The sequence below is a fragment of the Leisingera sp. JC1 genome, from assembly GCF_001679925.1.
Classification (GTDB): domain Bacteria; phylum Pseudomonadota; class Alphaproteobacteria; order Rhodobacterales; family Rhodobacteraceae; genus Leisingera.
This window is the reverse complement of sequence record NZ_LYUZ01000158.1, coordinates 106,343-128,898: the sequence shown is the minus strand read 5'-3', so window position 1 is coordinate 128,898 and position 22,556 is coordinate 106,343. Positions and strand designations below refer to the sequence as shown.

General features: G+C 64.8%; 22 protein-coding genes. 15 read left to right on the top strand and 7 right to left on the bottom strand.

From position 1 onward, the window contains the following. Positions 1 to 11: 11 nt before the first annotated feature. From pgeF to lgt, 3 genes are read right to left on the bottom strand one after another with little or no spacing between them, the layout of a single operon-like run. The gene (gene pgeF, locus A9D60_RS25015; protein ID WP_065270089.1) at positions 12 to 767 is read right to left on the bottom strand and encodes a peptidoglycan editing factor PgeF; all 756 of its coding nucleotides are present in this window, start codon (positions 765 to 767) and stop codon (positions 12 to 14) included. Further along, positions 764 to 1,831, bottom strand: a complete 1,068-nt coding sequence (locus A9D60_RS25010; RefSeq protein WP_065270088.1) for a class I SAM-dependent methyltransferase — start codon at positions 1,829 to 1,831, stop codon at positions 764 to 766. The genes pgeF and A9D60_RS25010 overlap by 4 nt, the downstream gene beginning before the upstream one ends. Next, complete coding sequence (gene lgt / locus A9D60_RS25005) at positions 1,828 to 2,727, bottom strand: prolipoprotein diacylglyceryl transferase (protein WP_065270087.1); 900 nt, start codon at positions 2,725 to 2,727, stop codon at positions 1,828 to 1,830. The genes A9D60_RS25010 and lgt overlap by 4 nt, the downstream gene beginning before the upstream one ends. A gap of 97 nt (positions 2,728 to 2,824) precedes the next feature. Here lgt and A9D60_RS25000 point away from each other — a divergent pair, with 97 nt between their 5' ends. Together A9D60_RS25000 and A9D60_RS24990 are read left to right on the top strand one after the other, a co-directional pair. Further along, positions 2,825 to 3,070 carry an accessory factor UbiK family protein gene (locus A9D60_RS25000; protein ID WP_065270086.1) on the top strand — a complete coding sequence of 82 codons (246 nt, stop codon included), beginning with the start codon at positions 2,825 to 2,827 and terminating at the stop codon, positions 3,068 to 3,070. 264 nt (positions 3,071 to 3,334) lie between these two features. After that, on the top strand, positions 3,335 to 3,886 hold the full coding sequence (locus A9D60_RS24990; protein WP_065270084.1) for a 2OG-Fe(II) oxygenase: 552 nt from the start codon (positions 3,335 to 3,337) through the stop codon (positions 3,884 to 3,886). A 96-nt stretch (positions 3,887 to 3,982) separates the two neighbouring features. On the opposite strand, the gene A9D60_RS26770 is transcribed toward A9D60_RS24990, so the two are convergent. Then, positions 3,983 to 4,138: a hypothetical protein gene (locus tag A9D60_RS26770; protein ID WP_175393040.1), complete on the bottom strand. Its 156-nt coding sequence runs from the start codon at positions 4,136 to 4,138 to the stop codon at positions 3,983 to 3,985. Between the two features lie 217 nt (positions 4,139 to 4,355). Between A9D60_RS26770 and A9D60_RS24985 the strand changes: the two genes are divergently transcribed. The 5 genes from A9D60_RS24985 to A9D60_RS24965 all read left to right on the top strand — a co-directional run bounded on the left by A9D60_RS24985 (position 4,356) and on the right by A9D60_RS24965 (position 8,362). Beyond that, positions 4,356 to 5,432, top strand: coding sequence for a DUF2652 domain-containing protein (locus tag A9D60_RS24985; protein WP_065270083.1), 1,077 nt, complete (start codon positions 4,356 to 4,358; stop codon positions 5,430 to 5,432). A 286-nt stretch (positions 5,433 to 5,718) separates the two neighbouring features. Next, a complete protein-coding gene (locus A9D60_RS24980) occupies positions 5,719 to 6,219 on the top strand; it encodes a YbjN domain-containing protein (protein ID WP_065270082.1) in 501 nt (166 codons plus the stop codon). A gap of 41 nt (positions 6,220 to 6,260) precedes the next feature. Then, positions 6,261 to 7,076: a pyrroline-5-carboxylate reductase gene (gene proC, locus A9D60_RS24975; protein ID WP_065270081.1), complete on the top strand. Its 816-nt coding sequence runs from the start codon at positions 6,261 to 6,263 to the stop codon at positions 7,074 to 7,076. Next, positions 7,069 to 7,407: a tRNA-binding protein gene (locus A9D60_RS24970; RefSeq protein WP_065270080.1), complete on the top strand. Its 339-nt coding sequence runs from the start codon at positions 7,069 to 7,071 to the stop codon at positions 7,405 to 7,407. The genes proC and A9D60_RS24970 overlap by 8 nt, the downstream gene beginning before the upstream one ends. A gap of 1 nt (position 7,408) precedes the next feature. Next, positions 7,409 to 8,362: a 2-hydroxyacid dehydrogenase gene (locus tag A9D60_RS24965; RefSeq protein ID WP_065270079.1), complete on the top strand. Its 954-nt coding sequence runs from the start codon at positions 7,409 to 7,411 to the stop codon at positions 8,360 to 8,362. Between the two features lie 25 nt (positions 8,363 to 8,387). Here the strand turns inward: A9D60_RS24965 and A9D60_RS24960 are convergent, their stop codons facing one another. Both A9D60_RS24960 and A9D60_RS24955 read right to left on the bottom strand, forming a co-directional pair. After that, on the bottom strand, positions 8,388 to 8,633 hold the full coding sequence (locus A9D60_RS24960) for a LapA family protein (protein WP_065270078.1): 246 nt from the start codon (positions 8,631 to 8,633) through the stop codon (positions 8,388 to 8,390). Positions 8,634 to 8,699: 66 nt separating this feature from the next. After that, positions 8,700 to 9,302 carry a thymidine kinase gene (locus A9D60_RS24955; protein WP_065270077.1) on the bottom strand — a complete coding sequence of 201 codons (603 nt, stop codon included), beginning with the start codon at positions 9,300 to 9,302 and terminating at the stop codon, positions 8,700 to 8,702. Between the two features lie 369 nt (positions 9,303 to 9,671). Here A9D60_RS24955 and A9D60_RS24950 point away from each other — a divergent pair, with 369 nt between their 5' ends. From A9D60_RS24950 to A9D60_RS24940, 3 genes are all read left to right on the top strand, one after another. Continuing rightward, the gene (locus A9D60_RS24950; RefSeq protein ID WP_039185713.1) at positions 9,672 to 10,136 is read left to right on the top strand and encodes a hypothetical protein; all 465 of its coding nucleotides are present in this window, start codon (positions 9,672 to 9,674) and stop codon (positions 10,134 to 10,136) included. After that, positions 10,129 to 10,857 carry an arsenical resistance protein ArsH gene (gene arsH / locus A9D60_RS24945; RefSeq protein WP_065270076.1) on the top strand — a complete coding sequence of 243 codons (729 nt, stop codon included), beginning with the start codon at positions 10,129 to 10,131 and terminating at the stop codon, positions 10,855 to 10,857. Before A9D60_RS24950 ends, arsH begins: the two co-directional genes overlap by 8 nt. A gap of 500 nt (positions 10,858 to 11,357) precedes the next feature. After that, positions 11,358 to 12,077: a trypsin-like serine peptidase gene (locus A9D60_RS24940; RefSeq protein ID WP_065270075.1), complete on the top strand. Its 720-nt coding sequence runs from the start codon at positions 11,358 to 11,360 to the stop codon at positions 12,075 to 12,077. Positions 12,078 to 12,194: 117 nt separating this feature from the next. Here A9D60_RS24940 and carB read toward each other — a convergent pair whose 3' ends face one another. After that, positions 12,195 to 15,551, bottom strand: a complete 3,357-nt coding sequence (gene carB / locus A9D60_RS24935) for a carbamoyl-phosphate synthase large subunit (protein ID WP_065270074.1) — start codon at positions 15,549 to 15,551, stop codon at positions 12,195 to 12,197. A 200-nt stretch (positions 15,552 to 15,751) separates the two neighbouring features. Here carB and A9D60_RS24930 point away from each other — a divergent pair, with 200 nt between their 5' ends. The 5 genes from A9D60_RS24930 (at position 15,752) to A9D60_RS24910 (ending at position 22,550) form a co-directional block, all read left to right on the top strand. Next, entirely contained in the window at positions 15,752 to 16,984 is a 1,233-nt protein-coding gene (locus tag A9D60_RS24930; RefSeq protein ID WP_065270113.1) for an aminodeoxychorismate synthase component I, read from the top strand. After that, entirely contained in the window at positions 16,927 to 17,580 is a 654-nt protein-coding gene (locus A9D60_RS24925; protein WP_065270073.1) for an aminotransferase class IV family protein, read from the top strand. The genes A9D60_RS24930 and A9D60_RS24925 overlap by 58 nt, the downstream gene beginning before the upstream one ends. A gap of 333 nt (positions 17,581 to 17,913) precedes the next feature. Beyond that, positions 17,914 to 19,698, top strand: coding sequence for an aspartate--tRNA ligase (gene aspS, locus A9D60_RS24920; RefSeq protein WP_065270072.1), 1,785 nt, complete (start codon positions 17,914 to 17,916; stop codon positions 19,696 to 19,698). 233 nt (positions 19,699 to 19,931) lie between these two features. Then, a complete protein-coding gene (locus A9D60_RS24915; protein WP_065270071.1) occupies positions 19,932 to 21,317 on the top strand; it encodes a DUF1800 domain-containing protein in 1,386 nt (461 codons plus the stop codon). 15 nt (positions 21,318 to 21,332) lie between these two features. Next, positions 21,333 to 22,550 carry a DUF1501 domain-containing protein gene (locus tag A9D60_RS24910; RefSeq protein WP_065270070.1) on the top strand — a complete coding sequence of 406 codons (1,218 nt, stop codon included), beginning with the start codon at positions 21,333 to 21,335 and terminating at the stop codon, positions 22,548 to 22,550. Positions 22,551 to 22,556: the final 6 nt, after the last annotated feature.

The window sequence follows — 22,556 nt, the reverse complement described above, 5'->3', positions numbered from 1 at the left end:
TTAACGGAAGCTTAAAGCCGGATACAGGAGATCAGGCGGCCGTAGTCGGCCTCTTTCGCGTGGGTTGCACGACGGAAGGAATAGAACTTCTCTGCGTCGGAATAGGTGCAGTGGCGGCTCCACTCGGCCGCGCCGATGCCTGCCTGGCGCAATTTGTGCAGGCCAAGTCCGGGCAGGTCGAACAGGTAGCGGTCGCCTTCGCCATTGGCGAAGAAGCGGGCGTAGGCATCGTCCTGCATCATGAAGTCATCAAAGAACTCAGGGCCGACCTCATAGGCGCGCTGGGAAATCGTCGGGCCGATCACCGCAGCGGTGCTGCCGCGGCTGGCGCCGAGATCTTCCATCGCCTCCAACGTGGCCTCCAGCACCCCGTCCAGAGTGCCGCGCCAGCCAGCGTGGGCGGCGCCGATGACACCGGCCTCCGGGTCGCAGAACAGCACCGGCTGGCAGTCGGCGGTCAGGATCGAGAGCGCGATACCCGGCACATTGGTGACCATCGCGTCTGCTTTTGGCCGCTCCTGCGAGGGTTCGGTGACCACCTGCACATCGGCGCTGTGGATCTGGTGCACGGCGCTGAGGTGTTCCGGCGGCACTTCCATCGCGGCGGCCACGCGGTCGCGGTTGATCTGCACCGCCTCGCGCTGGTCGGTGGAGCCGAGGCCGCAGTTCAGGCCGCGGTAGATGCCGGAGGAGGCGCCGCCCTTGCGGGTGAAAAACCCGTGCCGCACCGGGCCAAGCAGATCGGACGTGAGAATTTCAAGCGTCATGGGTTCAATCCTGGCGGAGGGGCGGCCTGCGAAGGATAGAGGCCGAGCACTTTGAACAGGTTTCCCATTTCATCGGGGTGCGTCAACCGCCGATGTGCGGCGATCAGGGTTTCCAGACCGTCGCCCTGAAGGGGGGCGGCCAGGGCGCGGGCGCGGTCGGTGATGCCGAGCCGTTCCAGAAAGACCCCCTGCGGGGTCAGGCGGGTAAAGGCGCAACCGGCGGATTTTGCGGCCAGTGCCAGCACCTCGAAGTCCACATGCGCAGTCAGATCGGCCTCTCCCGGTGTTTTCAGCGGATCGGCGGGTTCATGCGCGCGCAGGGCCTGCAGGGTATCCCCCAGCGCCCGCCAGTCGCCGTAGTCGGCGATCAGCGCGGCGCCGCCATGGGCAGCGATTCGGGCGGCAATGCACTGGATGACAGGGGCTGCGGCCTCGCAAATCTCGACCAGATCGCCCTCGCGGGTGTCTGCCAGCCGGTGATCCAGCGCGGGCTGCGGGGCGGCGGGGCTGAGGCCGAAGGTCAGGGCACTCTCCTGCAGGCCGATGCGCTTCTCGCTCCAGCCGTCGCCTGCGCGGATGAACTGGCGGATTGGCAGGGCATCGAAGAATTCATTGGCCGCCAGGAACAGCGGCTGATCGGGCAGGGCGTCCACGGCATCCAGCCATTCGGGCGCGTAGCCCTCCAGCGTGCTGGCCTGAACACCGCGCAGGGCGGGGGAGGCCTCCACCAAGTGGATCTGCATCGCTGCGTGGAAGCCCGGCACGCCGCGGGTGGCGCGCAACAGGTCCGCCATCAGGGTGCCGCGGCCCGGTCCCAGTTCTGCCAGCGTGAAAGGCGCAGGCGACCCTTGGTCGAGCCAGGCCTGCGCGAGGGCGAGGCCGAGGAGTTCGCCGAACATCTGGCTGATTTCCGGCGCAGTGGTAAAATCGCCCTGGACCCCCAGCGGGTCGCGGGTGGTGTAATAGCCGAACTGGGGGTGCAGCAGGCAGTCGGCCATGTACTCGGCCACCGACATCGGGCCATCGGCGCGGATGCGGGCGGTGAGATGATCCAGAAGGCTCATGCCGTGCTCCGGGCCGTTTGGCGGGCGCGGAGCAGGAACCAGAGTCCGATGGCGATCATCGGCAGCGACAGCGCCTGCCCCTGGGTGAGACCGATGCCGTCGATGTGCCAGGCCAGCCCCAGCGGGTTGCCGGGGGTGACGAACTGGGCATCCGGCTGGCGGAAGAACTCGACAATGAAGCGGGCCAGGCCGTAACCCGCCAGGAACACACCCAGAAGGCGGCCGGGGGTGTGGAACGCATTGCGGCGCCAGGCAAGGTACAGGAGCAGGGCGCCGAGGATCAGCCCCTCCATCAGCGCCTCATAAAGCTGCGAGGGGTGGCGGGCGCAAAGCTCTCCCAGCGCCTGGCCGCAGTCCTGCGCCGCCGTGCCGGGGAAGGCGACGCCCCAGGGCAGGCCGGTAGGGCGGCCCCAAAGTTCGGCATTGATGAAATTGCTGAGACGGCCCAGCAGCAGCCCCGGCGCCACGGTATGCGCCACCAGATCGGCCATTTGCAGGCGCGGGATGCCGTGGCGCGCGGCGTAGATCCAGGAGGCGGCGATCACCCCGATGAGCCCGCCGTGAAAAGCCATGCCGCCCTGCCAGATCTTCAGGATCTCCGCAGGGTTCGAAAGGTAATAGGCGGGCTGGTAAAACAGCACAAATCCCAAGCGCCCGCCAAGGATGACGCCGAGAATGATCCAGGTCAGCAGATCCTCCACCTGCTGCGGTTTCATCGGCGGTTGGTTCGCGGGCCAAAGGGCGGGGCGGCGCAGCGCGGCCACGGCGAGGCGCCAGGCGATGACGATGCCCGCGATATAGGCCAGCGCATACCAGCGCAGGGCGAAGTCGAAGGAACCGATGGAGATCGAGAAGATCTCGGGCGAGAGGTCGGGGAAGGGGATCATGGCCTGCATGGGCGTCTGAATGCCTTTGGTCCTTGGGGGAAGTCAACGGCTTGCAGCCGCGCGCGTGCTTCCCCATATAGGAGTCAACCCCGAGACGGAGAAGAACATGCAGACCCGCAATAAGATCCTGGACGATATTTCGCAGCTGATGACCAATGCGATGGGCGTGGCCCAGGGCGCCAAGGATGAGGCGGACACCGCGCTGAAGGGCATGATCGACCGCTGGCTGGCGGACCGCGATTTCGTCACCCGCGAGGAGTTCGACGCGGTGCGTGCGATGGCCCAGAAGGCGCGCGAGGAGAACGAGGCGCTGAAGGCCCGTCTGGACGCGCTGGAGGCGGCGCAGAAGTAAGCTAAGAGCTGGCGGGCAGGCTGACTGCCCCGTGGTGAATGAGAGCCTGCGGCAGAGCGATCTGCGGCGGGCTTTTTTGTGCCTTGGAGGTTCCGGGCGGGGGCAGGCTGCCCGCCCGGCTGGAATGCTCTGCATTCCGCGCATAGCTGCCCTGCGTGTCTGTGGATAAAAACAGGTCGCTTTCCGCCTGCGGGGTCGAAAACTGCGCAGCGGTTTGCAGGCCAGGCGGTACATGCTGCCTCAGTTTCATCAGAGGATCACAGCATGGTGTCTGTCTATACGGTGCCGGGGGCGTTCAGCGCGCAGGAATGCGCGGAGATCATCCGCAAGTCGGAGGAGGCGCCGGACAGCGAGGCGCTGCTGGTGGGCCAGACCCGGGATCACAACCTGCGCCGGGGCAGCGTGGTGTGGCTGGACGATGTGCCGGGCACCGGCTGGGTTATGGACCGGCTGATCTCAGTGGTGCGGCGCGCCAACAAGGAACGCTTCGGCTTTGATCTGCGCGAGTTTGCCGAAAGCCCGCAGGCGGCCAGCTACAAGGCCAGGGACGGCGGCTATTTCGCCTGGCATTCCGACATCGGCGACGGGCCGGTTGCGGGCAAGCGCAAGCTGAGCCTGGTGGTGCAGCTGAGCAAGCCCGGCTCCTATGACGGCGGCGACCTGGAGATCATGCCGGGCGCCCATGTGGTGGCGGCCAGCCGGGTGCAGGGCAGCGCAACGGTATTCCCCAGCTTCCTGCTGCATCAGGTGACGCCTGTGTCCCGCGGCGAGCGCAAGTCGCTGACAGTCTGGGCGCACGGTCCGGCCTTCCGCTGAAGGCACTGCCCGCCTGCTGCGGCGGCAAGCGGGCAGATCCGGACGCCGGACATGGCACAGAAGCCAGGGAACGGCCGCGGGAAGCCGGGGTTGCGGTCAAACGGCGAAGATCCAGACGCAGGTCAGGCTGAGGATCAGGTAGACCAGGGTATTGACCATCCAGCGGATCAGCCCGGCTTCGCCCTCGGGGTCGACCCCCAGGCGTTCACAGACTTTGGTTCCGGGCCAGAGGAAGGCTTCGGAGAGGGTCATGGGGTGCTCCTTTGCGGGTTTAATGGGTATTCTCAGTGCTTGTTCAGAAGTTCTAGGTAAAATAATGCGCACTGTAAATGCGTATTATGAGGCCCTCCTTGACCTGGGGCCTTTGGCGGACGGGACGGCCATCCATGCGCAATTTCCGATATGTTCTGCTATACTGGTCCCGGGCTGCTTTGGCGGCGCCCGGGTGTGTTAGGCGGGGACAGAGACGATGACGGCACAGAACGGCTATATGCTGATTGCGGATATTTCCGGGTACACCCAGTTTCTGACCTCCTCAGAGCTGGACCATGCCAACCCGATCTTGCAGTCGCTGCTGCAGGCGGTGGCAGAGCAGGTTGGCGAGCCGCTGCACTTCTGGAAACTGGAAGGCGACGCGGTGCTGGCCTATTCATCCCGGGTTGAGCTGGTGTCCGGCGATCTGCTGCTGACGTTCTGTGAGAACCTGTACAACGCCTTTGCCGCACGGCGGCAGGATATCGTGGCCAATACCACATGCCCCTGCCGCGCCTGCGCCAATGCGGGCGGGCTGGATCTGAAGGTGGTCGTCCACTACGGCGCCTTTGAGGAGATGCAGGTGGGGCCGGTCAAGGATCTGTCCGGGGCCGACGTGATCCTGGTGCACCGGATGACCAAGACAGAGGCTGCGGCGGAAACCGGGGTGCGCAGCTACGCGCTGTTCAGCGATGCGGCGGTAGAGGCGATGCAGCTGCAGGCGGCGATGCAGCCCTATGCGCAGGCCATCGAGCATTTCGGCGATGTCGCCATGCAGGTCTATGACCTGGCCCGCGCCTGGGAGCACTTCCGCGCCGGGCAGGAGCGGGATTTCCTGGAGGAGGCGGACGGGGTCTGGACCTACAGGCGCCGGTTCGACGCGGCGCCGCAGCTGGTCTGGGAAGCCCTGACCGCGCCAGAGTTCAAACTGCGGTGGATGGATCAGGTCAGCGCCATGCGGATGGAGAACCCGCAGGGCCGCCTGGGGCCGGGATCGGTTTATCACTGCGCCCATTCGCTGGCGGAGTTTGTCTACCGCGTCACCGATTGGCAGCCGTTTGAATATTTCTCGACCCGGATCAAGGACCCGGCGCGGGAGGGCGTTGAGCTGCCCGAGACCTACCAGCTGACGCCGGACGGGGATGGGACGGCGCTGCGCTATACCATCGGCCGGGCCTATGACACTGCGGGTAACCGGTCGGAGGTGTCAGAGCAGGAGGCAGTGGGCTTCCTGTCGGAATTCTGGCCGGTGTCCTTTGATGCGATGGATCCGCAGGTGTCTCGGCTGTCCTGAACGCAGGCCTTCACAGCATATACAGATGACAGGGTTCACACGGCTGTCCGGGGTTTACCTCAGCGGCTGGTGACGCCATAGTTGCGCGGCCGGCATTTAGGGGGCTGTGGATTGTTCATCCACAAGTTATTGCAGTTATCCCCTAAATAAAGGGTTGCCAGATCACCTTTTCAGCTCCACCATATCTAGTATGGGAGCGGGGATGCCTCCCCGGCCCGTAGCAGAAAAACCTAGCTATAGGGTGCCACTGTACCCTGGTGTGCTAGGCAAAAAGAGAGGTGGCATCATGGCACTATCCGAGCTTCACCTGGAAGAAGACGTCCATCCGATCGACATTGTTGAGCATCTGGCGTCGCACCACGACTGGGACTTCGACAGGGTCGGGGACGATCAGATCGCGATGTCGGTGGAAGGGCAGTGGCGCACCTATTCGCTGACGCTGGCCTGGTCGGGTTATGAGGAATGCCTGCGGCTGGTCTGCAGCTTTGAGATGGAGCCGCCGGAGGCGGAACTGCCGCGGCTGTATGAGCTGATCAACAGCATGAACGACCAGTGCTGGGAGGGCTCCTTCACCTATTGGGCCGATCACAAGCTGATGCTGTTCCGGTACGGGCTGGTGCTGGCCGGCGGCCAGATGGCGAGCCCGCAGCAGATCGACGCGATGCTGAATGCAGCCGTTGCCAATGCGGAGCGCTACTACCCGGCGATCCAGCTGGCGGTCTGGGGCCAGCGCAGCCCGCAGGAGGCGATGCAGGTCGCCATTGCAGAGGCCTACGGCCGGGCGTAAACCTGTGCCCTGAACCTGACACCAAGGGGAGGGGCGAAAACATGGATATGCAGGATATTGCTGCACGCGGCCTGGTGCTGCTGGGCTGCGGCAAGATGGGATCGGCGATGCTGGCCGGATGGCTGGAGGGCGGGTTGCCCGCATCCTCGGTCTGGGTGATCGACCCCAACCCGTCGGACTGGCTGAAGGGCGCAGGCGTTCACATCAACGCAGAGCTGCCCGCGGCGCCGGGGATCGTGCTGATCGCGGTGAAGCCGCAGATGATGGGCGCTGCGCTGCCAACGCTGCAGAGTTACGGCAACGGCTCCACCCTGTTCATCTCGGTGGCGGCAGGCACCTCGATCGCAACCTTTGAAGACGTTCTGGGCGCGCAGTCGCCGATCGTGCGGGCGATGCCGAACACCCCGGCCGCAGTCGGGCGCGGCATTACCGCGATTATCGGAAATGCTCACACCAGCGGCGCCGATCTCGACCGCGCCGAGGGGCTGCTGAAGGCGGTGGGTCAGGTTGTGCGGTTGGACAATGAGGGCCAGATGGATGCCGTCACCGGCGTCAGCGGCTCCGGCCCGGCCTATGTGTTCCACCTGATCGAGACGCTGGCCGTTGCAGGCGAGGCGCAGGGGCTGCCGGCGGAGCTGGCGATGCAGCTGGCCAAGGCAACCGTTGCAGGCGCAGGCGCGCTGGCAGAGGCTGCGGAGGAAAACCCCAGCCAGCTGCGTGTCAACGTGACCAGCCCCAATGGCACCACTCAGGCTGCCTTGGAAGTGCTGATGGATGACGACGACGGCTTCCCGGCGCTGCTGAACCGTGCGGTGGCGGCGGCCACCAACCGCTCCAAGGAGCTGTCGCGTGGCTGAGATCAACTTCGATGACTTCATGAAGGTCGACATCCGCGTGGGCGAAGTGGTCCGTGCGGAGCCGTTTCCCGAGGCGCGCAAGCCGGCAATCAAGCTCTGGGTCGATTTCGGGCCTGAAATCGGCGTAAAAAAGAGTTCAGCGCAGATTACGGCGCATTACATGCCGGAAACGCTGGTGGGCAAGCAGGTTCTGGCCGTCGTAAACTTCCCGCCGCGGCAGATCGGCAAGTTCATGTCAGAGATCCTGGTTCTGGGCCTGCCGGATGAAAACGGAGAAATATTCCTGGCCGGGCCTGATGGAAAGGTCCCGCTGGGCGGGAGGATGCACTGAGATGAAAATCTGGATTGCGCGGCCGATGACGGCAGCGGTCACGGCACGGGCGCGGGAGGCGTTTGCTGATCTGGAAATCCGCGAGACCAACGCGGTGATGAGCGAGGCGGAGATGCTGCGTGCGCTCAATGAGTTCGATATTGTGGTGCCGACGCTGGGCGACAAGTTCTCGGCGGAGATCTTTGCCAAGGCGGGCACCCCGCGCTGCAAGCTCTTGGCCAATTTCGGTGTCGGCTACAACCACATTGATGTCGAGGCCGCGCGCGCCGCAGGTGTCGAGGTGACCAACACGCCGGGTGCGGTGACCGATGCCACCGCAGATATCGCGATGACGCTGATCCTGATGTCGGCACGCCGCGCCTCGGAAGGCGAGCGGATGCTGCGCAAGGGCGACTGGCAGGGCTGGCACCCGACCCAGATGCTGGGCCTGCATGCCACCGGCAAGCGCGTTGGCATCGCCGGCATGGGCCGAATCGGCCAGGCGATTGCGCGGCGCTGCCATTTCGGCTTTGGCATGGATGTGTCCTATGTGGCGCGTTCGCCCAAAGAGCTGGACTTCCCGGCCGACCGTGCAGACAGCCTGATCGATCTGGCAGGGCAGGTGGACTTTCTGGTGGCGGCGGTGCCGGGCGGCGCCGAGACCACGCATCTGATCAACGCCGAGGTGCTGGGCGCGATGCAAAGCCATGCGCATCTGATCAACATCGCCCGCGGTGAAGTGGTGGAAGAGGCGGCGCTGATCGAGGCGCTGCAGAACCGCCGGATCGGCGGCGCGGGACTGGATGTCTATGAGTTTGAACCCAAGGTGCCGCAGGCGCTGATCGACCTCGACAACGCCACCCTGCTGCCGCATCTGGGCACCGCCACCGAAGAGGTGCGCAGCAACATGGGCCATATGGCGCTGGACAATGTGGCGGCCTATCTGGCCGGCGAGGCGCTGCCCAACCAGGTCTGAAGCATCGGTCTGAGCCCTGCGGGGCTCAGGCGTCCTTGGGCTTGTCCTTGCGGTGGTCCCAGGCGGGGTCTTCACGCTTGATCTTGCGGGTGGCCCAGGTGCCTGCGGGCCAGGCCAGGATGGCGCCGATGGCGGCGCAGACCAGAATTGCCTCGGCCGAGTAGAACCCCAGCACAAATGCGGTGATGACGGCTGCACCGGCGATGCAGGCGCCGATCATGATCGACAGGTGAAAACGCAGCTTTCCGGCCAGCGGGTCGCGTAGCGTCATGTCAGCCTCCTTTGGAAGTGGTCCGCAGGAGTATAGCACAAACCGCGCGGGACCGGGCGGGGCGGCTTACTCCGCCGCCTTGCGGGCACGCAGGTCTCCTGCCGCTTCGCGCCAGTGGCGGCGGCACAGCGAGACATAGGTCTCATTGCCGCCGATCTGCACCTGGTCGCCCTCGGTCAGCACCCGGCCCTGATCGTCCTGGCGCACCACCATGGTGGCCTTCTTGCCGCAATGGCAGATGGTGCGCACCTCGCGCATCTCGTCGGCCAGCGCCAAGAGGGTGGCAGAGCCGGGAAACAGGTTGCCCTGGAAATCCACCCGCAGCCCGTAAGCCAGCACCGGCACCCGCAGGTCATCGACCACCCGGGCCAGCTGCCAGACCTGTCCGGGCTCCAGAAACTGCGCCTCATCCACAAAAACCGCCGCCACCGGGCTGCGGGCCAGGCGCGCCTCGATACGGGCAAATAGGTCGTCGCCCGCAGAGAACATATCCGCCTCCTCGCCGATGCCGATGCGCGAGGCGATCCTGCCGGTGCCGGCCCGGTCGTCCAGACGGGCGGTCAGCAGGTAGGTCTCCATATGGTTTTCGCGGTAGTTGTGCGACGCCTGCAGCAGCACCGTCGACTTGCCCGCGTTCATGGTGGAATAGTTGAAATAGAGCTTGGCCATGGCGGCGGGTTTACCTGCATGGCGGCGCCGGGGAAACCGGATTCTTGGGGAAACGGAGGGTCAGCCGGGGCGCAGGAAGGCTCACCGGGGCAGACGCGGCCAGGGTGGAACAAAACCCCTTTTGGCGGCCAACGCCATTTGCCCCGGAGAGCACAAGTTCCGGGCAGACCAATTACCCTGAAGGCAGGACGTCACTCACCCATCCTGCTTTGCACTGGACAACAGATGCCAATTGCACCATGTCACTTGCTAAATCCCTGAAAACCTGAGGGATGGATAAGGTATCGCAATTCCTCTACAACTCGGATATGGGAAATTAACTGGTTCGTTCCCCATGGGGTGCGGCGGGTCAAGCCAGGCAGGAAATAAATGGCGGAAATCGGGACGTATCTGAAAAAGCACACCGAGGCGCTGGTCAAGGATGTGGGCATTGAAGCGGCCTGCCAGATCACCGGCAAATCCAAGGCGACACTGGGGCGGTATTATTCGGACAATGCCGAACATGCCGACCGGTTCATGCCGGTGGATGCTGTGGCCAAGCTGGAAAGCGCGGCCTCCTATCCGCATGTGACCTCGGCGCTGGCAGATCTGAAGAACATCACCCTGTCCTACAATGGCAACGGCAGTGCTGAGGAAACCGGCCGCAGCGGCGGTGTCAATTCCGATGTGATTGCCCTCAGCCAGCGGTTTGCCCAGCTGATGTGCGAATACCAGGCCGCGATGGAAGACGGCATCATCACCGTCAATGAGGCCAAGCGTCTGCTGCGCGAAACGGTACTGCTGCAGCAGGTGCTCCTGGACATGAAGCTGCACCTGGAAGAAGAAAGTGCCTGACACCCCTGATCTGAGCGATCTGCCCGGAATTGCGGCGGATCAGCTGTATCCGGTTGAGGTGGACTTGCTGGCGGCGGCGGATGACCCGCGCCACCCGCCGCGTATTTTGCTTCTGTATGGCTCTCTGCGAGAGGTGAGCTATTCCCGCAAGGCGGCGGAGGAAGCGGCGCGGGTGCTGCAGGCCTTGGGCTGCGAGACGCGGATCTTTGACCCGTCCGGGCTGCCTTTGCCCGACGACAAGGATGCAGCGGAGCATCCCAAGGTGGCGGAGCTGCGCGAGCTGGCGGTCTGGTCCGAGGGCATGGTCTGGTCCAGCCCGGAGCGCCATGGCGCGATGACCGGCATCATGAAGCTGCAGATCGACTGGCTGCCGCTGTCCCTGCAGGGCGGCATCCGCACCACCCAAGGCAAGACGCTGGCGGTGATGCAGGTCTCCGGCGGCTCGCAGAGCTTCAACGCGGTCAATCAGATGCGAATCCTGGGACGCTGGATGCGGATGGTGACGATCCCGAACCAAAGCTCGATCCCCAAGGCCTGGCTGGAGTTCGAAGAGGGCGAGCGCCTGCCTGATGGCCCGTTCTACCGCCGTCTGGTGGATGTCATGGAAGAGCTGGTGAAATTCACCTGGCTGGTGCGCGGCCGCAAGGAGTACCTGGTGGACCGCTATTCGGAGCGGGTGGAAAGCGCGGAAGAGGTGCACAAGCGGGTCTCGCAGAAATAGGCGGGGCGCGTTTGCCTGCAACCGAACTCACAGAGCCCCGGCAGTGCCGGGGCTTTTTCGTTTCGGATCATTTAATACGGAAGCGGGAGAGCTGTCCGCCCCCTTGCTCATCCCATAGGTGCGGGCGGGCAGTTAAGCAATTGGGCGGCACGGATGCTGCCCGTTATCGGGTTGTTAAGGCTCATTTGCGCCGCAAATGGACCGCTGTGTTACCGGCAGCGCTGGAAAATCCGTAAAACCAGCGAAAACCGCGGATTTTCCTCCTAACGAAACAGATCGGATTTTCGCGTGTTTTTCAGGGATTTTTCCGAAATTTGTTGGCGCCCGTTAAGTAAATAAGGCGTTTACGCGCAGCTGCGGCGGCAAAACAGTTGCCAGTTAAGGTCCTGTTAACCCTGTCTTATTCTGCACATCTTTCTGCCCGCGCGCCACCTCAGCAGGCCCCATTCCAGCCTCACAGCTCACCGACATTGAAGATGTGGGAACATGGAGTGAGTGACATGAAACGACTGCTTCGAACTGCCGCCGCCATCGCCGTTACCATTGCCTGCAGTGCAGGCAGCGCCGCTGCAGGGGGGCAGGGGGCCGCAGTACAGACGGTTCCGGGCTGGCAGGCAGTGGGCCGGCTGAATATCGGCGGCAGGGCCATGTGCACGGCGACGCTGATCGCGCCGGATCTGGTGCTGACCGCCGCTCATTGCATGTTTGATATCCGCCATGGCCGCCGCGTGAACCCGCGCAGCATCAAGTTCGAGGCAGGCCTCAACGGCCGCCAGTCCACGGCAGCGCGCAAGGTGGCCAAGGCGGTGATCCACCCTGGCTACCGCCACGGCCAGACCAGCCAGTTCCAGACCGGCACCGATATTGCCGTGCTGCGGCTGGACCGGGCCATCAGCGGCGATGTAGTCCGGCCGCTGTCGCTGGCCGCCGCGCCGCAAAAAGGCGCGCAGGTGGACGTGATGTCCTATTCCCACAGCAACGCGACCTCGCCCCGGCTGCAAAGCGCCTGCCAGGTGATCGCGGCGCGCCAGAGCTCTGTCGTCACCACCTGCCGGGTCGATTTCGGCGCGTCCGGCTCTCCGGTGCTGCAGACACGGCCCGGACGGCTGCCGCAGCTGGTGTCGGTGATTTCCTCCAAGGCGCGGATGAGCGGCCGCGGTGTGTCGCTGGCCGCACCGCTGGGCCATGAGCTGCAGGCACTGATGCGCGAGGCGGGGTGAGGCAAGCCATAATCCGGTCAGGATCGCGCAGACCCCCGCGTGAATAGCTAAAAGCCCCGGGATATCCCGAGGCTTTTGGTGTTCTGATCCGTGGTGCGCAGGGCGCCGCTGCGGGGGTTAGCCCTGCAGAGATTTCACCTCGACGTCCCCTTCGGCCTGGGCCTTGATCGCACGCGCAGCGGCGTTGGAGCCGGCGGCAGTGGTGAAGTAAGGGATCTTGTCATAAAGCGCGACGGAGCGCATTTCCTTGCTGTCCTCAACCGCTTGCGCGCCCTCGGTGGTGTTCATCAGCAGCTGGACGTCGCCGTCCTTCAGCATGTCGACCACGTGCGGGCGGCCCTCATAGACCTTGTTGACCAGATCGCAGGCGACGCCCTGGCTGTCGAGCCAGGACTGGGTGCCGCGGGTGGCAACCAGGGTAAAGCCCTGCTCGACCAGGATCTGCGCCGCTTCCAGCATCAGTTTGCCCTTGTCGGCGTCCTTGATCGAGATGAAGGCGCGGCCCTTGGACGGCAGCACCATGCCGGCGCCCATCTGTGCCTTCAGGAAGGCGCGGGCAAAGGAGCGGTCCCAGCCCATGACTTCGCCGGTGGAGCGCATTTCCGGGCCAAGGATGGTGTCGACGCCCGGGAAACGGGCAAACGGCAGCACCGCTTCCTTGACCGAGAACCAGGGCATGTCCGGGTCGGCGAGCGTCATCGGGTCGGCGATCGGGGTGTTGACGTCGTAGCCTGCGTCCGGGCCGTAGGGCGGGCGCATCGGGAAGTTCGACAGGGGCTCGCCGGCCATCACGCGGGCGGCGATGGAGGCGATGGCGCTGTCGGTGGCCTTGGCGACAAACGGCACGGTGCGCGAGGCGCGCGGGTTCACCTCGATGAGGTAGATCTCATCATCCTTGATGGCGAACTGCACGTTCATCAGGCCGACCACGTTCAGCGCCAGTGCCAGGGCGTTGGTCTGGACCTTGATCTGCTCGATCATGTCCTTCTCAAGCGAGTAGGGCGGCAGCGAGCAGGCACTGTCGCCGGAGTGCACGCCGGCCTCCTCGATGTGCTGCATGATACCGGTGACGTGCACGTCCTTACCGTCACACAGCGCGTCCACGTCCAGTTCGACCGCGCCTGCCAGGTAGCTGTCGAGCAGGACAGGGCTTTCGCCGGAGACCACGACGGCCTCGGCGATGTAGCGTTTCAGCTGGTCCATGTCGCGGACGATTTCCATCGCCCGGCCACCCAGCACGTAGGACGGGCGGATCACCAGCGGGAAGCCGATTTCGCCTGCGATTTCAAGCGCCTGTTCGTCGGTGGAGGCAATGCCGTTCTTCGGCTGCTTGAGGCCCAGCTGGTTGACCAGCGCCTGGAAGCGCTCGCGGTCTTCGGCCAGGTCGATGGCGTCGGGCGAGGTGCCCAGGATCGGGATGCCCTCGGCCTCCAGCGCGTTCGCCAGTTTCAGCGGGGTCTGGCCGCCGAACTGCACGATGACGCCGTGCAGGGTGCCGTTGTCCTGCTCGACCCGCAGGATTTCCATCACGTGCTCGAAGGTCAGCGGTTCGAAATACAGCCGGTCCGAGGTGTCATAGTCGGTCGACACCGTTTCCGGGTTGCAGTTGATCATGATGGTTTCATAGCCCGCATCGGTCAGCGCAAAGCAGGCGTGGCAGCAGCAGTAGTCGAACTCGATGCCCTGGCCGATCCGGTTGGGGCCGCCGCCGAGGATGACGACTTTTTTCTTGTCCGACGGGCGCGCCTCGCATTCGACGTCGCCGAATGCCGGGGCCTCGTAGGTCGAATACATGTAGGGGGTTTGCGCCTCGAACTCGGCAGCGCAGGTGTCGATCCGTTTGAACACGGCGTTGACGCCGGCGGCGCGGCGGGCCTTGCGGACCTCTGCCTCTTTCTGGCCGGTCAGCTTGGCAAGGCGGGCGTCGGTGAAGCCCAGCATCTTGAGCGCGCGCAGGCCGGCGGCGTCCGACGGCAGGCCGCCCTCGCGGATTTCCGCCTCGGCTTCGACGATCTCGCGGATGCGGGCCAGGAACCAGGGGTCGAATTTGGTGACCGCGTGGATCTCGTCATCAGACAACCCGTGGCGCATCGCCTGGGCGATGGTGCGCATGCGGTCGGGGGTTTGCTGGCCGATCGCTTTGATCACCGCGGCGGTGTCGCCTGCGGGTTCCCACGCGCCTGCGCCGACGCCGTCGATAGCGACTTCATCAAAGCCGGTGAGGCCCGATTCCATCGAGGCCAGCGCCTTTTGCAGCGATTCATGGATGGTGCGGCCGATGGCCATCGCCTCACCCACCGATTTCATCGCGGTGGTCAGGTAGGGCTCGGAGCCGGGGAATTTCTCAAAGGCGAATTTCGGGATCTTGGTGACGACATAGTCGATGGTCGGCTCGAACGACGCGGGCGTCACCTTGGTGATGTCGTTGTCCAGCTCATCCAGGGTATAGCCCACCGCCAGCTTGGCCGCGATCTTGGCAATCGGGAAGCCGGTTGCCTTGGAGGCCAGCGCGGACGAACGCGAGACCCGCGGGTTCATCTCGATCACCACCATGCGGCCGTCGGCGGGGTTTACCGCCCACTGCACGTTGGAGCCGCCGGTTTCCACGCCGATTTCGCGCAGCACGTTGATCGAGTGGGTGCGCATGATCTGGTATTCTTTGTCGGTCAGCGTCAGCGCCGGCGCCACGGTGATCGAGTCGCCGGTGTGCACGCCCATCGGGTCGACGTTTTCGATGGAGCAGACGATGATCGCGTTGTCCGCCTTGTCGCGGACCACTTCCATCTCGTATTCTTTCCAGCCCAGAAGACTCTCATCCACCAGGATCTGGTTCACCGGCGAGGCATCCATGCCGGAGCGGCAGAAGTGGATGTAATCGTCGCGGTTATAGGCCACGCCGCCGCCGGTGCCGCCGAGGGTGAAGGCCGGGCGGATGATCGCGGGCAGGCCGATTTCATCGAGGGCTTCCAGCGCGATGCGGACGCCTTCGTCCAGGTCGGCGGTGCCGTTTTCCCGCTTGGGCGCGGTGACGATGGTGGCCTTGGGGTTTTCGATGCCCAGGCGGTCCATCGCTTCGCGGAACAGCTTGCGGTCTTCGGCCATCTCAATGGCGTCGCGCTTGGCGCCGATCATCTCAACGCCGAATTTCTCCAGCACTCCCATCTCTTCCAGCGCCAGCGAGGTGTTGAGGCCGGTCTGCCCGCCCATGGTCGGCAGCAGCGCGTCGGGGCGCTCTTTCTCGATGATCTTGGCAACCACTTCGGGGGTGATCGGCTCAATATAGGTGGCGTCGGCCAGGCCCGGGTCGGTCATGATGGTGGCCGGGTTGGAGTTCACCAGAATGACCCGGTAGCCTTCTTCGCGCAGCGCCTTGCAGGCCTGGGCGCCGGAGTAGTCAAACTCGCAGGCCTGCCCGATGACAATGGGGCCTGCCCCGATGATCATGATCGACTGGATGTCGGTTCTTTTGGGCATGGCAGGCTTCCTCTGGTTTTTCGCGCGGGCAGGCTTTGAATCACGGGCGCTGGCGTGCGCCCAAATTGTCCTGCGTTATAGGGACCGCGCCGAAAGGTTCAAGGGGTATCGGAAACGGAATTGGAAATGCCGCATCCACCCCTTTTGTTCGCATAGCGAACAGATATATGTGGGGCAAGAAACTCGCGGAGATATTTTCAGTGCGGATTCGCTTTGACCGGGGCCCCAAGGGGGCCGGCACATGCTTTGACCAGCCGCTGCGAATGATCCGCGCGGACGGGCCGGGAGAGGTGCCTGCCGCGCTGGCGGCGCTGGACGCGGCACGGGATGCCGGGCACTGGCTTGCGGGCTATGCGTCATATGAGCTGGGCTATGCGCTGGAGGAGAAGCTGGCGTGCCGGATGCCTGAGGGGCGGCGGCTGCCGTTGATGTGTTTTGGGGTTTACGGGGAGCCAAAGCAATCTGACACAGCGGGCTGTGCCCGTCCGCGGGCGGAAAGCGAAGCGCCCGCCGTTTTGCCGGAGGCAAACCTTCGGTTTGACGGGGGCGGACGGGCGCTGCCCGGCGTGCCGCCGTGCGATGCAGGATTGGAGAATGTTACCCCACGCTGGTCTTATGACCGCTACGCCGAGGCTTTCACGCAAGTGAACCGCAATATCGGCAAGGGCGACATCTATCAGGCCAACCTGACTTTTCCGATTGATGCGGACGCCTATGGCACTGCCGAAGAACTCTATGCCGCTTTGCAGGCCAAGCAGGCGGTGGGCCACGGCGTTCTGGTCCAGCAGGACGGGTTGCCGGACCTGTTGTCGCGCTCACCGGAGCTGTTCTTCCGCACCGATGCGGACGGCGTCATTGAGACCCGCCCGATGAAAGGCACCCAGCCGCGCAGCGATGATCCGGTCGAGGACGCCCGCCGCCGTGACTTCCTGCGCCAGGACGAAAAAAACCGTGCCGAGAACCTGATGATCGTCGACCTCTTGCGCAATGACATCAGCCGCGTGGCGCGGACCGGCTCGGTGCATGTGCCGGAGCTGTTTGCGGTGGAGAGCTACGCCACCGTGCACCAGATGGTGTCGCTGGTGCGGGCAAAGCTGCGGCGTGATGCCGGGCTGGCAGAGATATTTGCGGCGCTGTTCCCCTGCGGCTCGATCACCGGCGCACCCAAGATCCGGTCGATGGAGATTCTGGCGGAGCTGGAGCCCTGGGCGCGCGACATCTATTGCGGCACCATCGGCTGGGCGGCGCCGGACGGCTCATCCGAGTTCAACGTGGCGATCCGCACCCTGATGCTGGAGGACGGCCGCGCGACGCTCAACGTGGGTGGCGGCGTGGTCTGGGACAGCACCGCGGAATCGGAATATGAGGAAGCGCTATGGAAAGCCCGGTTCGCCCGCGTGACACCATCCAGAACGATCCCGCTTTCCGCCTGATCGAGACACTGGGCTGGCATCCGGGGCAGGGGTTCCGCCATTTGCAGCCGCATCTGGACCGGATGGGGCGCAGCGCTGCGGCGTTTGGTATTCCTTTCGATCCTGAACAGGCGCAGGCGGTTCTGGCTGAGGCCGCCGGGGATGACCCGTTGCGCTGCCGCCTGACTGTGGATGGACAGGGGCAATTGGCGCTGATCACGGCTTCATTGGGAAACACCCCCACTGAATGGCGCCTCGGCATTGCGGAGACCCGGCTGGAGGCCGGGGATATCTGGCTGCAGCACAAGACCACCCGCCGCGCGCTCTATGATACCGCACGCGCTGCACTGCCCGAAGGTGTGGACGAGCTGCTGTTCCTGAACCAGCGCGGCGAGGTCTGCGAAGGTACCATCACCAACATCTTCGTCACCAGCGCGGACGGCCGGCTGGTGACGCCGCCGCTTTCCTGCGGCCTGCTGCCAGGCATCCTGCGGCAGGTGCTGCTGGACAGCGGCCAATGCGCGGAGGCTGTGCTGGGCCTTGAGGACCTGAAGGACGCAAAAGCCGTCCATATGGGCAACTCCCTGCGCGGGCTGATCCCGGCACATTTGGTGTAACGGGCGCGCTCCCGCGGGCAAAGGCCCCTTGGCTGGCGCCAGTGGGCCTTTGCCCATTGGGCCCGGCAGCGCACCTGATGGTGCGCTGCGCGCCGCGCTGCAGGCGCGGCGCCCGGCCCAACCCTGGAGGCCCCGTCGCACCTGCGATGGGGCGGGAAGGGGCGGGAGGCGAAACCGCCGATTTCAGGCGTCAGACTGGGCCGAATTGGCCCTGTTTGCTTGACAAGCGCGCTGCAACCTTGTGTACCACCCCGGACGAATTCCGCGCCCTTAGCGCATTTCCCGAATGACGGTCCCCAAGGACCCGCGACCCGCATAACGAAAGGCCGAGCCATGCACGCCTACCGCAGCCACACCTGCGCCGAACTGAACAAATCCAACGTCGGTGAAACCGTCCGCCTGTCGGGCTGGGTCCACCGCGTCCGCGACCACGGCGGCCTGCTGTTCATCGACCTGCGCGACCACTACGGCGTGACCCAGGTGATGGCCGACCCGGACAGCCCGGTGTTTGCCGAGATCGAGAAGGTCCGTTCTGAGTGGTGCATCCGCATCGACGGCAACGTGCTGGCGCGCGACGAGAGCCTGGTGAACCCCAAGATCCCGACCGGCGAGGTTGAGGTCTTCATCCGCGATATCGAGGTGCTGGGCAAATCCGAGGAACTGCCGCTGATGGTCTTCGGCGAGCAGGAATATCCGGAGGAAACCCGCCTGCGCTACCGCTACCTGGACCTGCGCCGCGAGAAGATGCAGAAGAACATGGTGCTGCGCGCCAACATGATCCAGTCGATCCGCAAGCGGATGTGGGATATCGGCTTCAACGAATACCAGACCCCGATCATCACCGCCTCCTCCCCCGAGGGCGCGCGAGACTTCCTGGTGCCGTCGCGCCTGCACCCGGGCAAGTTCTACGCGCTGCCGCAGGCGCCGCAGCAGTTCAAGCAGCTGATGATGGTGTCGGGCTTTGACAAGTATTTCCAGATCGCGCCCTGTTTCCGCGACGAAGACCCGCGCGCCGACCGCTCGCCCGCGGACTTCTACCAGCTGGACATGGAAATGTCCTTTGTCACCCAGCAGGATGTGTTCGACACCATCGCGCCGGTGATGGCGGGCGTGTTCGAGGAATTCGGCGGCGGCCGCAAGGTGGATGCCGCCGCGGACTGGCCGCAGATTTCCTACAAGGATGCCGCCAAATGGTACGGCACCGACAAGCCGGACCTGCGCAACCCGATCAAGATGCAGGACTGCTCCGAGCATTTCCGCGGGTCCGGGTTCGCGATCTTTGCAAACCTGTTGGAAAACGAAGGCACCGAAATCCGCGCCATCCCGGCGCCGACCGGCGGCTCGCGCAAGTTCTGCGACCGGATGAACAAGTTTGCCCAGGGCGAAGGCCTGCCGGGCATGGGCTATATCTTCTGGCGCGATCAGGGCGAAGGCATCGAGGCCGCAGGCCCGCTGGCCAAGAACATCGGCCCGGAGCGCACCGAGGCGATCCGCCAGCAGCTGGGCCTGGGCGTCGGCGACGCGGCCTTCTTCCTGGGCGGCAAGCCGAAGGCGTTTGAAGGCGTCGCAGGCAAGGCCCGCACCGTCATCGGCGAGGAGCTGGGCCTGATCGACAAGGACCGCTTTGCCTTTGCCTGGATCGTCGACTTCCCGATCTACGAGAAGGACGAGGAAACCGGCAAGATCGATTTCGAGCACAACCCGTTCTCGATGCCGCAGGGCGGCATGGACGCGCTGCTGAGCGATCCGCTGGCCGTGAAGGGCTTCCAGTACGACCTCGCCTGCAACGGTTACGAGCTGGTCTCCGGCGCGATCCGGAACCACAAGCCGGAAATCATGTTCAAGGCCTTTGAAATTGCCGGTTACGGTGAGGACGAAGTCAAGAAGCGCTTTGGCGGCATGGTCAACGCCTTCCAGTACGGCGCCCCGCCGCATGGCGGCTGCGCGGCCGGCATCGACCGTATGGTGATGCTGCTGGCCGATGAGGCCAACATCCGCGAGGTCATCATGTTCCCGATGAACCAGCGCGCCGAGGACCTGATGATGTCGGCGCCGTCGGAACCGCTGAGCGAGCAGCTGATGGAGCTGGGCCTGCGGGTGATCCCGCAGGATCAGTAACCGCAGCAAGAATTTTGAAAAGGCCCGGGCAAACGCCCGGGCCTTTTCAATTGCAGGTGAGAGCGGCCTGAAATTTGCGAAAACTCCTCGCCGGTAAAATGTTTCCGGAAAAAATCGCCAGGCAAACGACGGAGACCGCGGAAACTTGCGTATCACTTTAAATTCACCTGTGGACCGGAGCGGTGTTGCTCTAACCTGCAGGCAGGCAGCCGATCCAGGGAGAGAGCGGGGAAATGCGGTTTGACAGTGACTTGGCAGAGATCCGCTTTGGCGCCGGGCTGTCGCCGCTGCTTCCGCCGCCGGCGTCGGCAGCAGATATGCTGGAGCGCCTTCAGGAGGTGGATGATGCCGCGCGGGCCTTTCCGGTACCTGGTTTCGATGAGGCGATGGCCGGGCCCCGGACCTACTGGCGGCTGAAGAAAGAGCGCAGTCAGCAGGAAGGCAAGCCCGGTTACGAGTCTGCCGACAAGGCCTTCACGGATTTCCGGAGGGCGCACAATCACGCCCGCATCGGATGGCACGGCCAGCACCTGCTGCGCCATGTGCATACCCGTGACGGCTTTCGCGAGCGGCTGGTGCTGTTCTGGGCCGATCATTTCACGGCGCAAGGCAAGAACGCCGCTTTGCGGGTCATGGCGGCACCCTATGCGGAAACTGTGGTCCGGCCGCATCTGGCGGGCCGGTTCGAGAACTTGCTGATCGCGGCCGTCACCAGCCCGCTGATGCTGCACTATCTGGATCAGAGCAACTCTGCCGGCCCGGCCAGCCGGGCCGCGAAGCGGCACAAGCGGCTGGCGGGGCTGAACGAGAATCTGGCACGCGAGGTGCTGGAACTGCATACGTTGGGGGTGGACGGCCCCTACAGCCAGACGGATGTGCGGCAGCTGGCTGAATTGTTCACCGGGCTTTCCTACAATGCCAAGGACGGGTTCATGTTCCGGCCCGGGATGGCGGAGCCGGGCGCTGAGACGGTGCTGGAAAAGGCATACGGCGGCGGCAAGCCGGAACTGGGGCAGGTTCTGTCAGCCCTGCGTGATCTGGCCCGCCATCCCGCCACCGCGCGCCATATCGCCTGGAAACTGGCGGTGCATTTCACCGCTGACGTGCCGGATCCCGATTTGGTGGATCACATGGCAGCGCGGTATCAGTCCACCGGCGGTGATCTGATGCAGGTCTATGCAGCGCTGCTGGAGCATCCGGCGGCCTGGGCGCCGGAGCTGCGCAATGTGAAGCCGCCGTTTGATTTTCTGGCCTCCGCCTGCCGGGCGCTGGCGGTGCCGGAGGCCCGGATTGCCCGTCTGAGGCCGGGGCAGCTGAACCGGCTGCTGCTGGCGCCGCTGATACCTATGGGGCAGCGCTGGGGGGGGGGCGGCGGACCGGATGGCTGGCCCGAAGAGGACGCCGCCTGGATCACTCCGCATGCCCTGGCTGCCCGGCTGCGCTGGACAATGGCGGCACCGCGGCGGCTGCTGCAAGACCTGCCGGACCCGCGGGACTTTGCAGAGGCTTCCTTGGGGAGCTATGCCAATGAGCGCGTCCGTTTTGCCGCCCGCGCTGCGGAAACCCGAACCGAAGGGGTCGGACTGATCCTGTCCTCTCCCGCATTTCAGCGCCGCTGACAGGAGGCCATTGTGATGAACCTGACACGACGTTCCCTGCTGACCCGCTCCGCTGCGCTGGGCTGCTCGCTGGCGGCCAGTCCGCTGCTGACCCCGGTGACCCTTGCGGCTGCGTCCTGGGATACCAGGCTGGTGGTGATCATCCTGCGCGGCGGCATGGACGCGGTGGATGTGGTGCAGCCTTACGGCGATCCGGATTATGCCGGGCTGCGCCGGACACTGTCTGGCGGTCCGGCTGCGGGGGCGGCGGATCTGGACGGGTTTTATACGCTGCACCCGGGGCTGGCGCCGCTGCTGCCATTGTGGCACGCGGGGCAGCTGGGGTTTGTGCAGGCGGTCTCCACGCCCTACCGCGACCGGCGCAGCCACTTCGATGGCCAGGATCTGCTGGAGGCGGGCACTGCCGGGCTGGGGCAGGCGGAAGGCGGCTGGCTGAACCGCCTGCTGCAGCTGGTTCCGGGGGCCGAGGCGCGCACTGCCTTTGCCATCGGCCAGGAACGGATGCTGCTGATGGAGGGAGACGCGCCGGTATCGCAATGGGCGCCGGGTGCCGGGCTGATGATGAGCCCCCAAGCGGAGCGGCTGGCGGGGCTTCTGATGGAGGAGGACCCGCTGTTCCACGCCGCGCTGAACGAGGCGCTGGAGCTGACCCGGCAGGATCTCTCCTTGGGTGCCGGGGGCGGCGGCAGCGATGCTGAGGATATGATGATGTCCATGATGACCGTTCCCAAAGGCAAAGCACACGCCGAAGTCGCCGCCTATGCGGCGCAGCAGCTGCGCGGCGACAGCCGGATTGCGGCTTTCTCTATCAATGGCTGGGATACCCATCATCGGCAGGCCAATGGCCTGAGAAACGCGCTGGGGCGGCTGTCGGAGACCGTTCTGACTTTGCAGTCGGGCTTGGGGCCGGAAGTCTGGGGCAAGACGGCGGTGGCTGCGGTGACTGAATTCGGCCGCACCGTGCGCGAGAACGGCACCGGCGGCACCGACCACGGAACCGGCGGTGCTATGCTGCTGGCAGGCGGTGCCATCCGCGGCGGGCGGGTGCTGGGGCGCTGGCCGGGGCTGGCGGAGGCGGATCTCTATGACCGTCGCGATCTGATGCCAACCGCGGATGTGCGCAGTTCCCTTGCCTGGCTGCTGCATGGGTTGACCGGTGCCGGGCGGAGCGGGCTTGAAACTGATGTGTTTCCCGGACTGGACATGGGCGGCAACCCTGGGCTCTTGCTGTAGAGTTCT

What these genes read in the sequence shown, in the direction of transcription:
- A9D60_RS24925 (WP_065270073.1), top strand. Translation starts at nt 16,927, where the DNA reads ATGGAAAGCCCGGTTCGCCCGCGTGACACCATCCAGAACGATCCCGCT.
- aspS (WP_065270072.1), top strand. Translation starts at nt 17,914, where the DNA reads ATGCACGCCTACCGCAGCCACACCTGCGCCGAACTGAACAAATCCAAC.
- proC (WP_065270081.1), top strand. Translation starts at nt 6,261, where the DNA reads ATGGATATGCAGGATATTGCTGCACGCGGCCTGGTGCTGCTGGGCTGC.
- A9D60_RS24940 (WP_065270075.1), top strand. Translation starts at nt 11,358, where the DNA reads ATGAAACGACTGCTTCGAACTGCCGCCGCCATCGCCGTTACCATTGCC.
- A9D60_RS24985 (WP_065270083.1), top strand. Translation starts at nt 4,356, where the DNA reads ATGACGGCACAGAACGGCTATATGCTGATTGCGGATATTTCCGGGTAC.
- A9D60_RS24915 (WP_065270071.1), top strand. Translation starts at nt 19,932, where the DNA reads ATGCGGTTTGACAGTGACTTGGCAGAGATCCGCTTTGGCGCCGGGCTG.
- A9D60_RS24960 (WP_065270078.1), bottom strand. Translation starts at nt 8,633, where the DNA reads ATGACGCTACGCGACCCGCTGGCCGGAAAGCTGCGTTTTCACCTGTCG.
- pgeF (WP_065270089.1), bottom strand. Translation starts at nt 767, where the DNA reads ATGACGCTTGAAATTCTCACGTCCGATCTGCTTGGCCCGGTGCGGCAC.
- A9D60_RS24910 (WP_065270070.1), top strand. Translation starts at nt 21,333, where the DNA reads ATGAACCTGACACGACGTTCCCTGCTGACCCGCTCCGCTGCGCTGGGC.
- A9D60_RS26770 (WP_175393040.1), bottom strand. Translation starts at nt 4,138, where the DNA reads ATGACCCTCTCCGAAGCCTTCCTCTGGCCCGGAACCAAAGTCTGTGAA.
- A9D60_RS25000 (WP_065270086.1), top strand. Translation starts at nt 2,825, where the DNA reads ATGCAGACCCGCAATAAGATCCTGGACGATATTTCGCAGCTGATGACC.
- A9D60_RS24980 (WP_065270082.1), top strand. Translation starts at nt 5,719, where the DNA reads ATGGCACTATCCGAGCTTCACCTGGAAGAAGACGTCCATCCGATCGAC.
- A9D60_RS24950 (WP_039185713.1), top strand. Translation starts at nt 9,672, where the DNA reads ATGGCGGAAATCGGGACGTATCTGAAAAAGCACACCGAGGCGCTGGTC.
- A9D60_RS24955 (WP_065270077.1), bottom strand. Translation starts at nt 9,302, where the DNA reads ATGGCCAAGCTCTATTTCAACTATTCCACCATGAACGCGGGCAAGTCG.
- carB (WP_065270074.1), bottom strand. Translation starts at nt 15,551, where the DNA reads ATGCCCAAAAGAACCGACATCCAGTCGATCATGATCATCGGGGCAGGC.
- A9D60_RS24990 (WP_065270084.1), top strand. Translation starts at nt 3,335, where the DNA reads ATGGTGTCTGTCTATACGGTGCCGGGGGCGTTCAGCGCGCAGGAATGC.
- lgt (WP_065270087.1), bottom strand. Translation starts at nt 2,727, where the DNA reads ATGCAGGCCATGATCCCCTTCCCCGACCTCTCGCCCGAGATCTTCTCG.
- A9D60_RS24965 (WP_065270079.1), top strand. Translation starts at nt 7,409, where the DNA reads ATGAAAATCTGGATTGCGCGGCCGATGACGGCAGCGGTCACGGCACGG.
- A9D60_RS25010 (WP_065270088.1), bottom strand. Translation starts at nt 1,831, where the DNA reads ATGAGCCTTCTGGATCATCTCACCGCCCGCATCCGCGCCGATGGCCCG.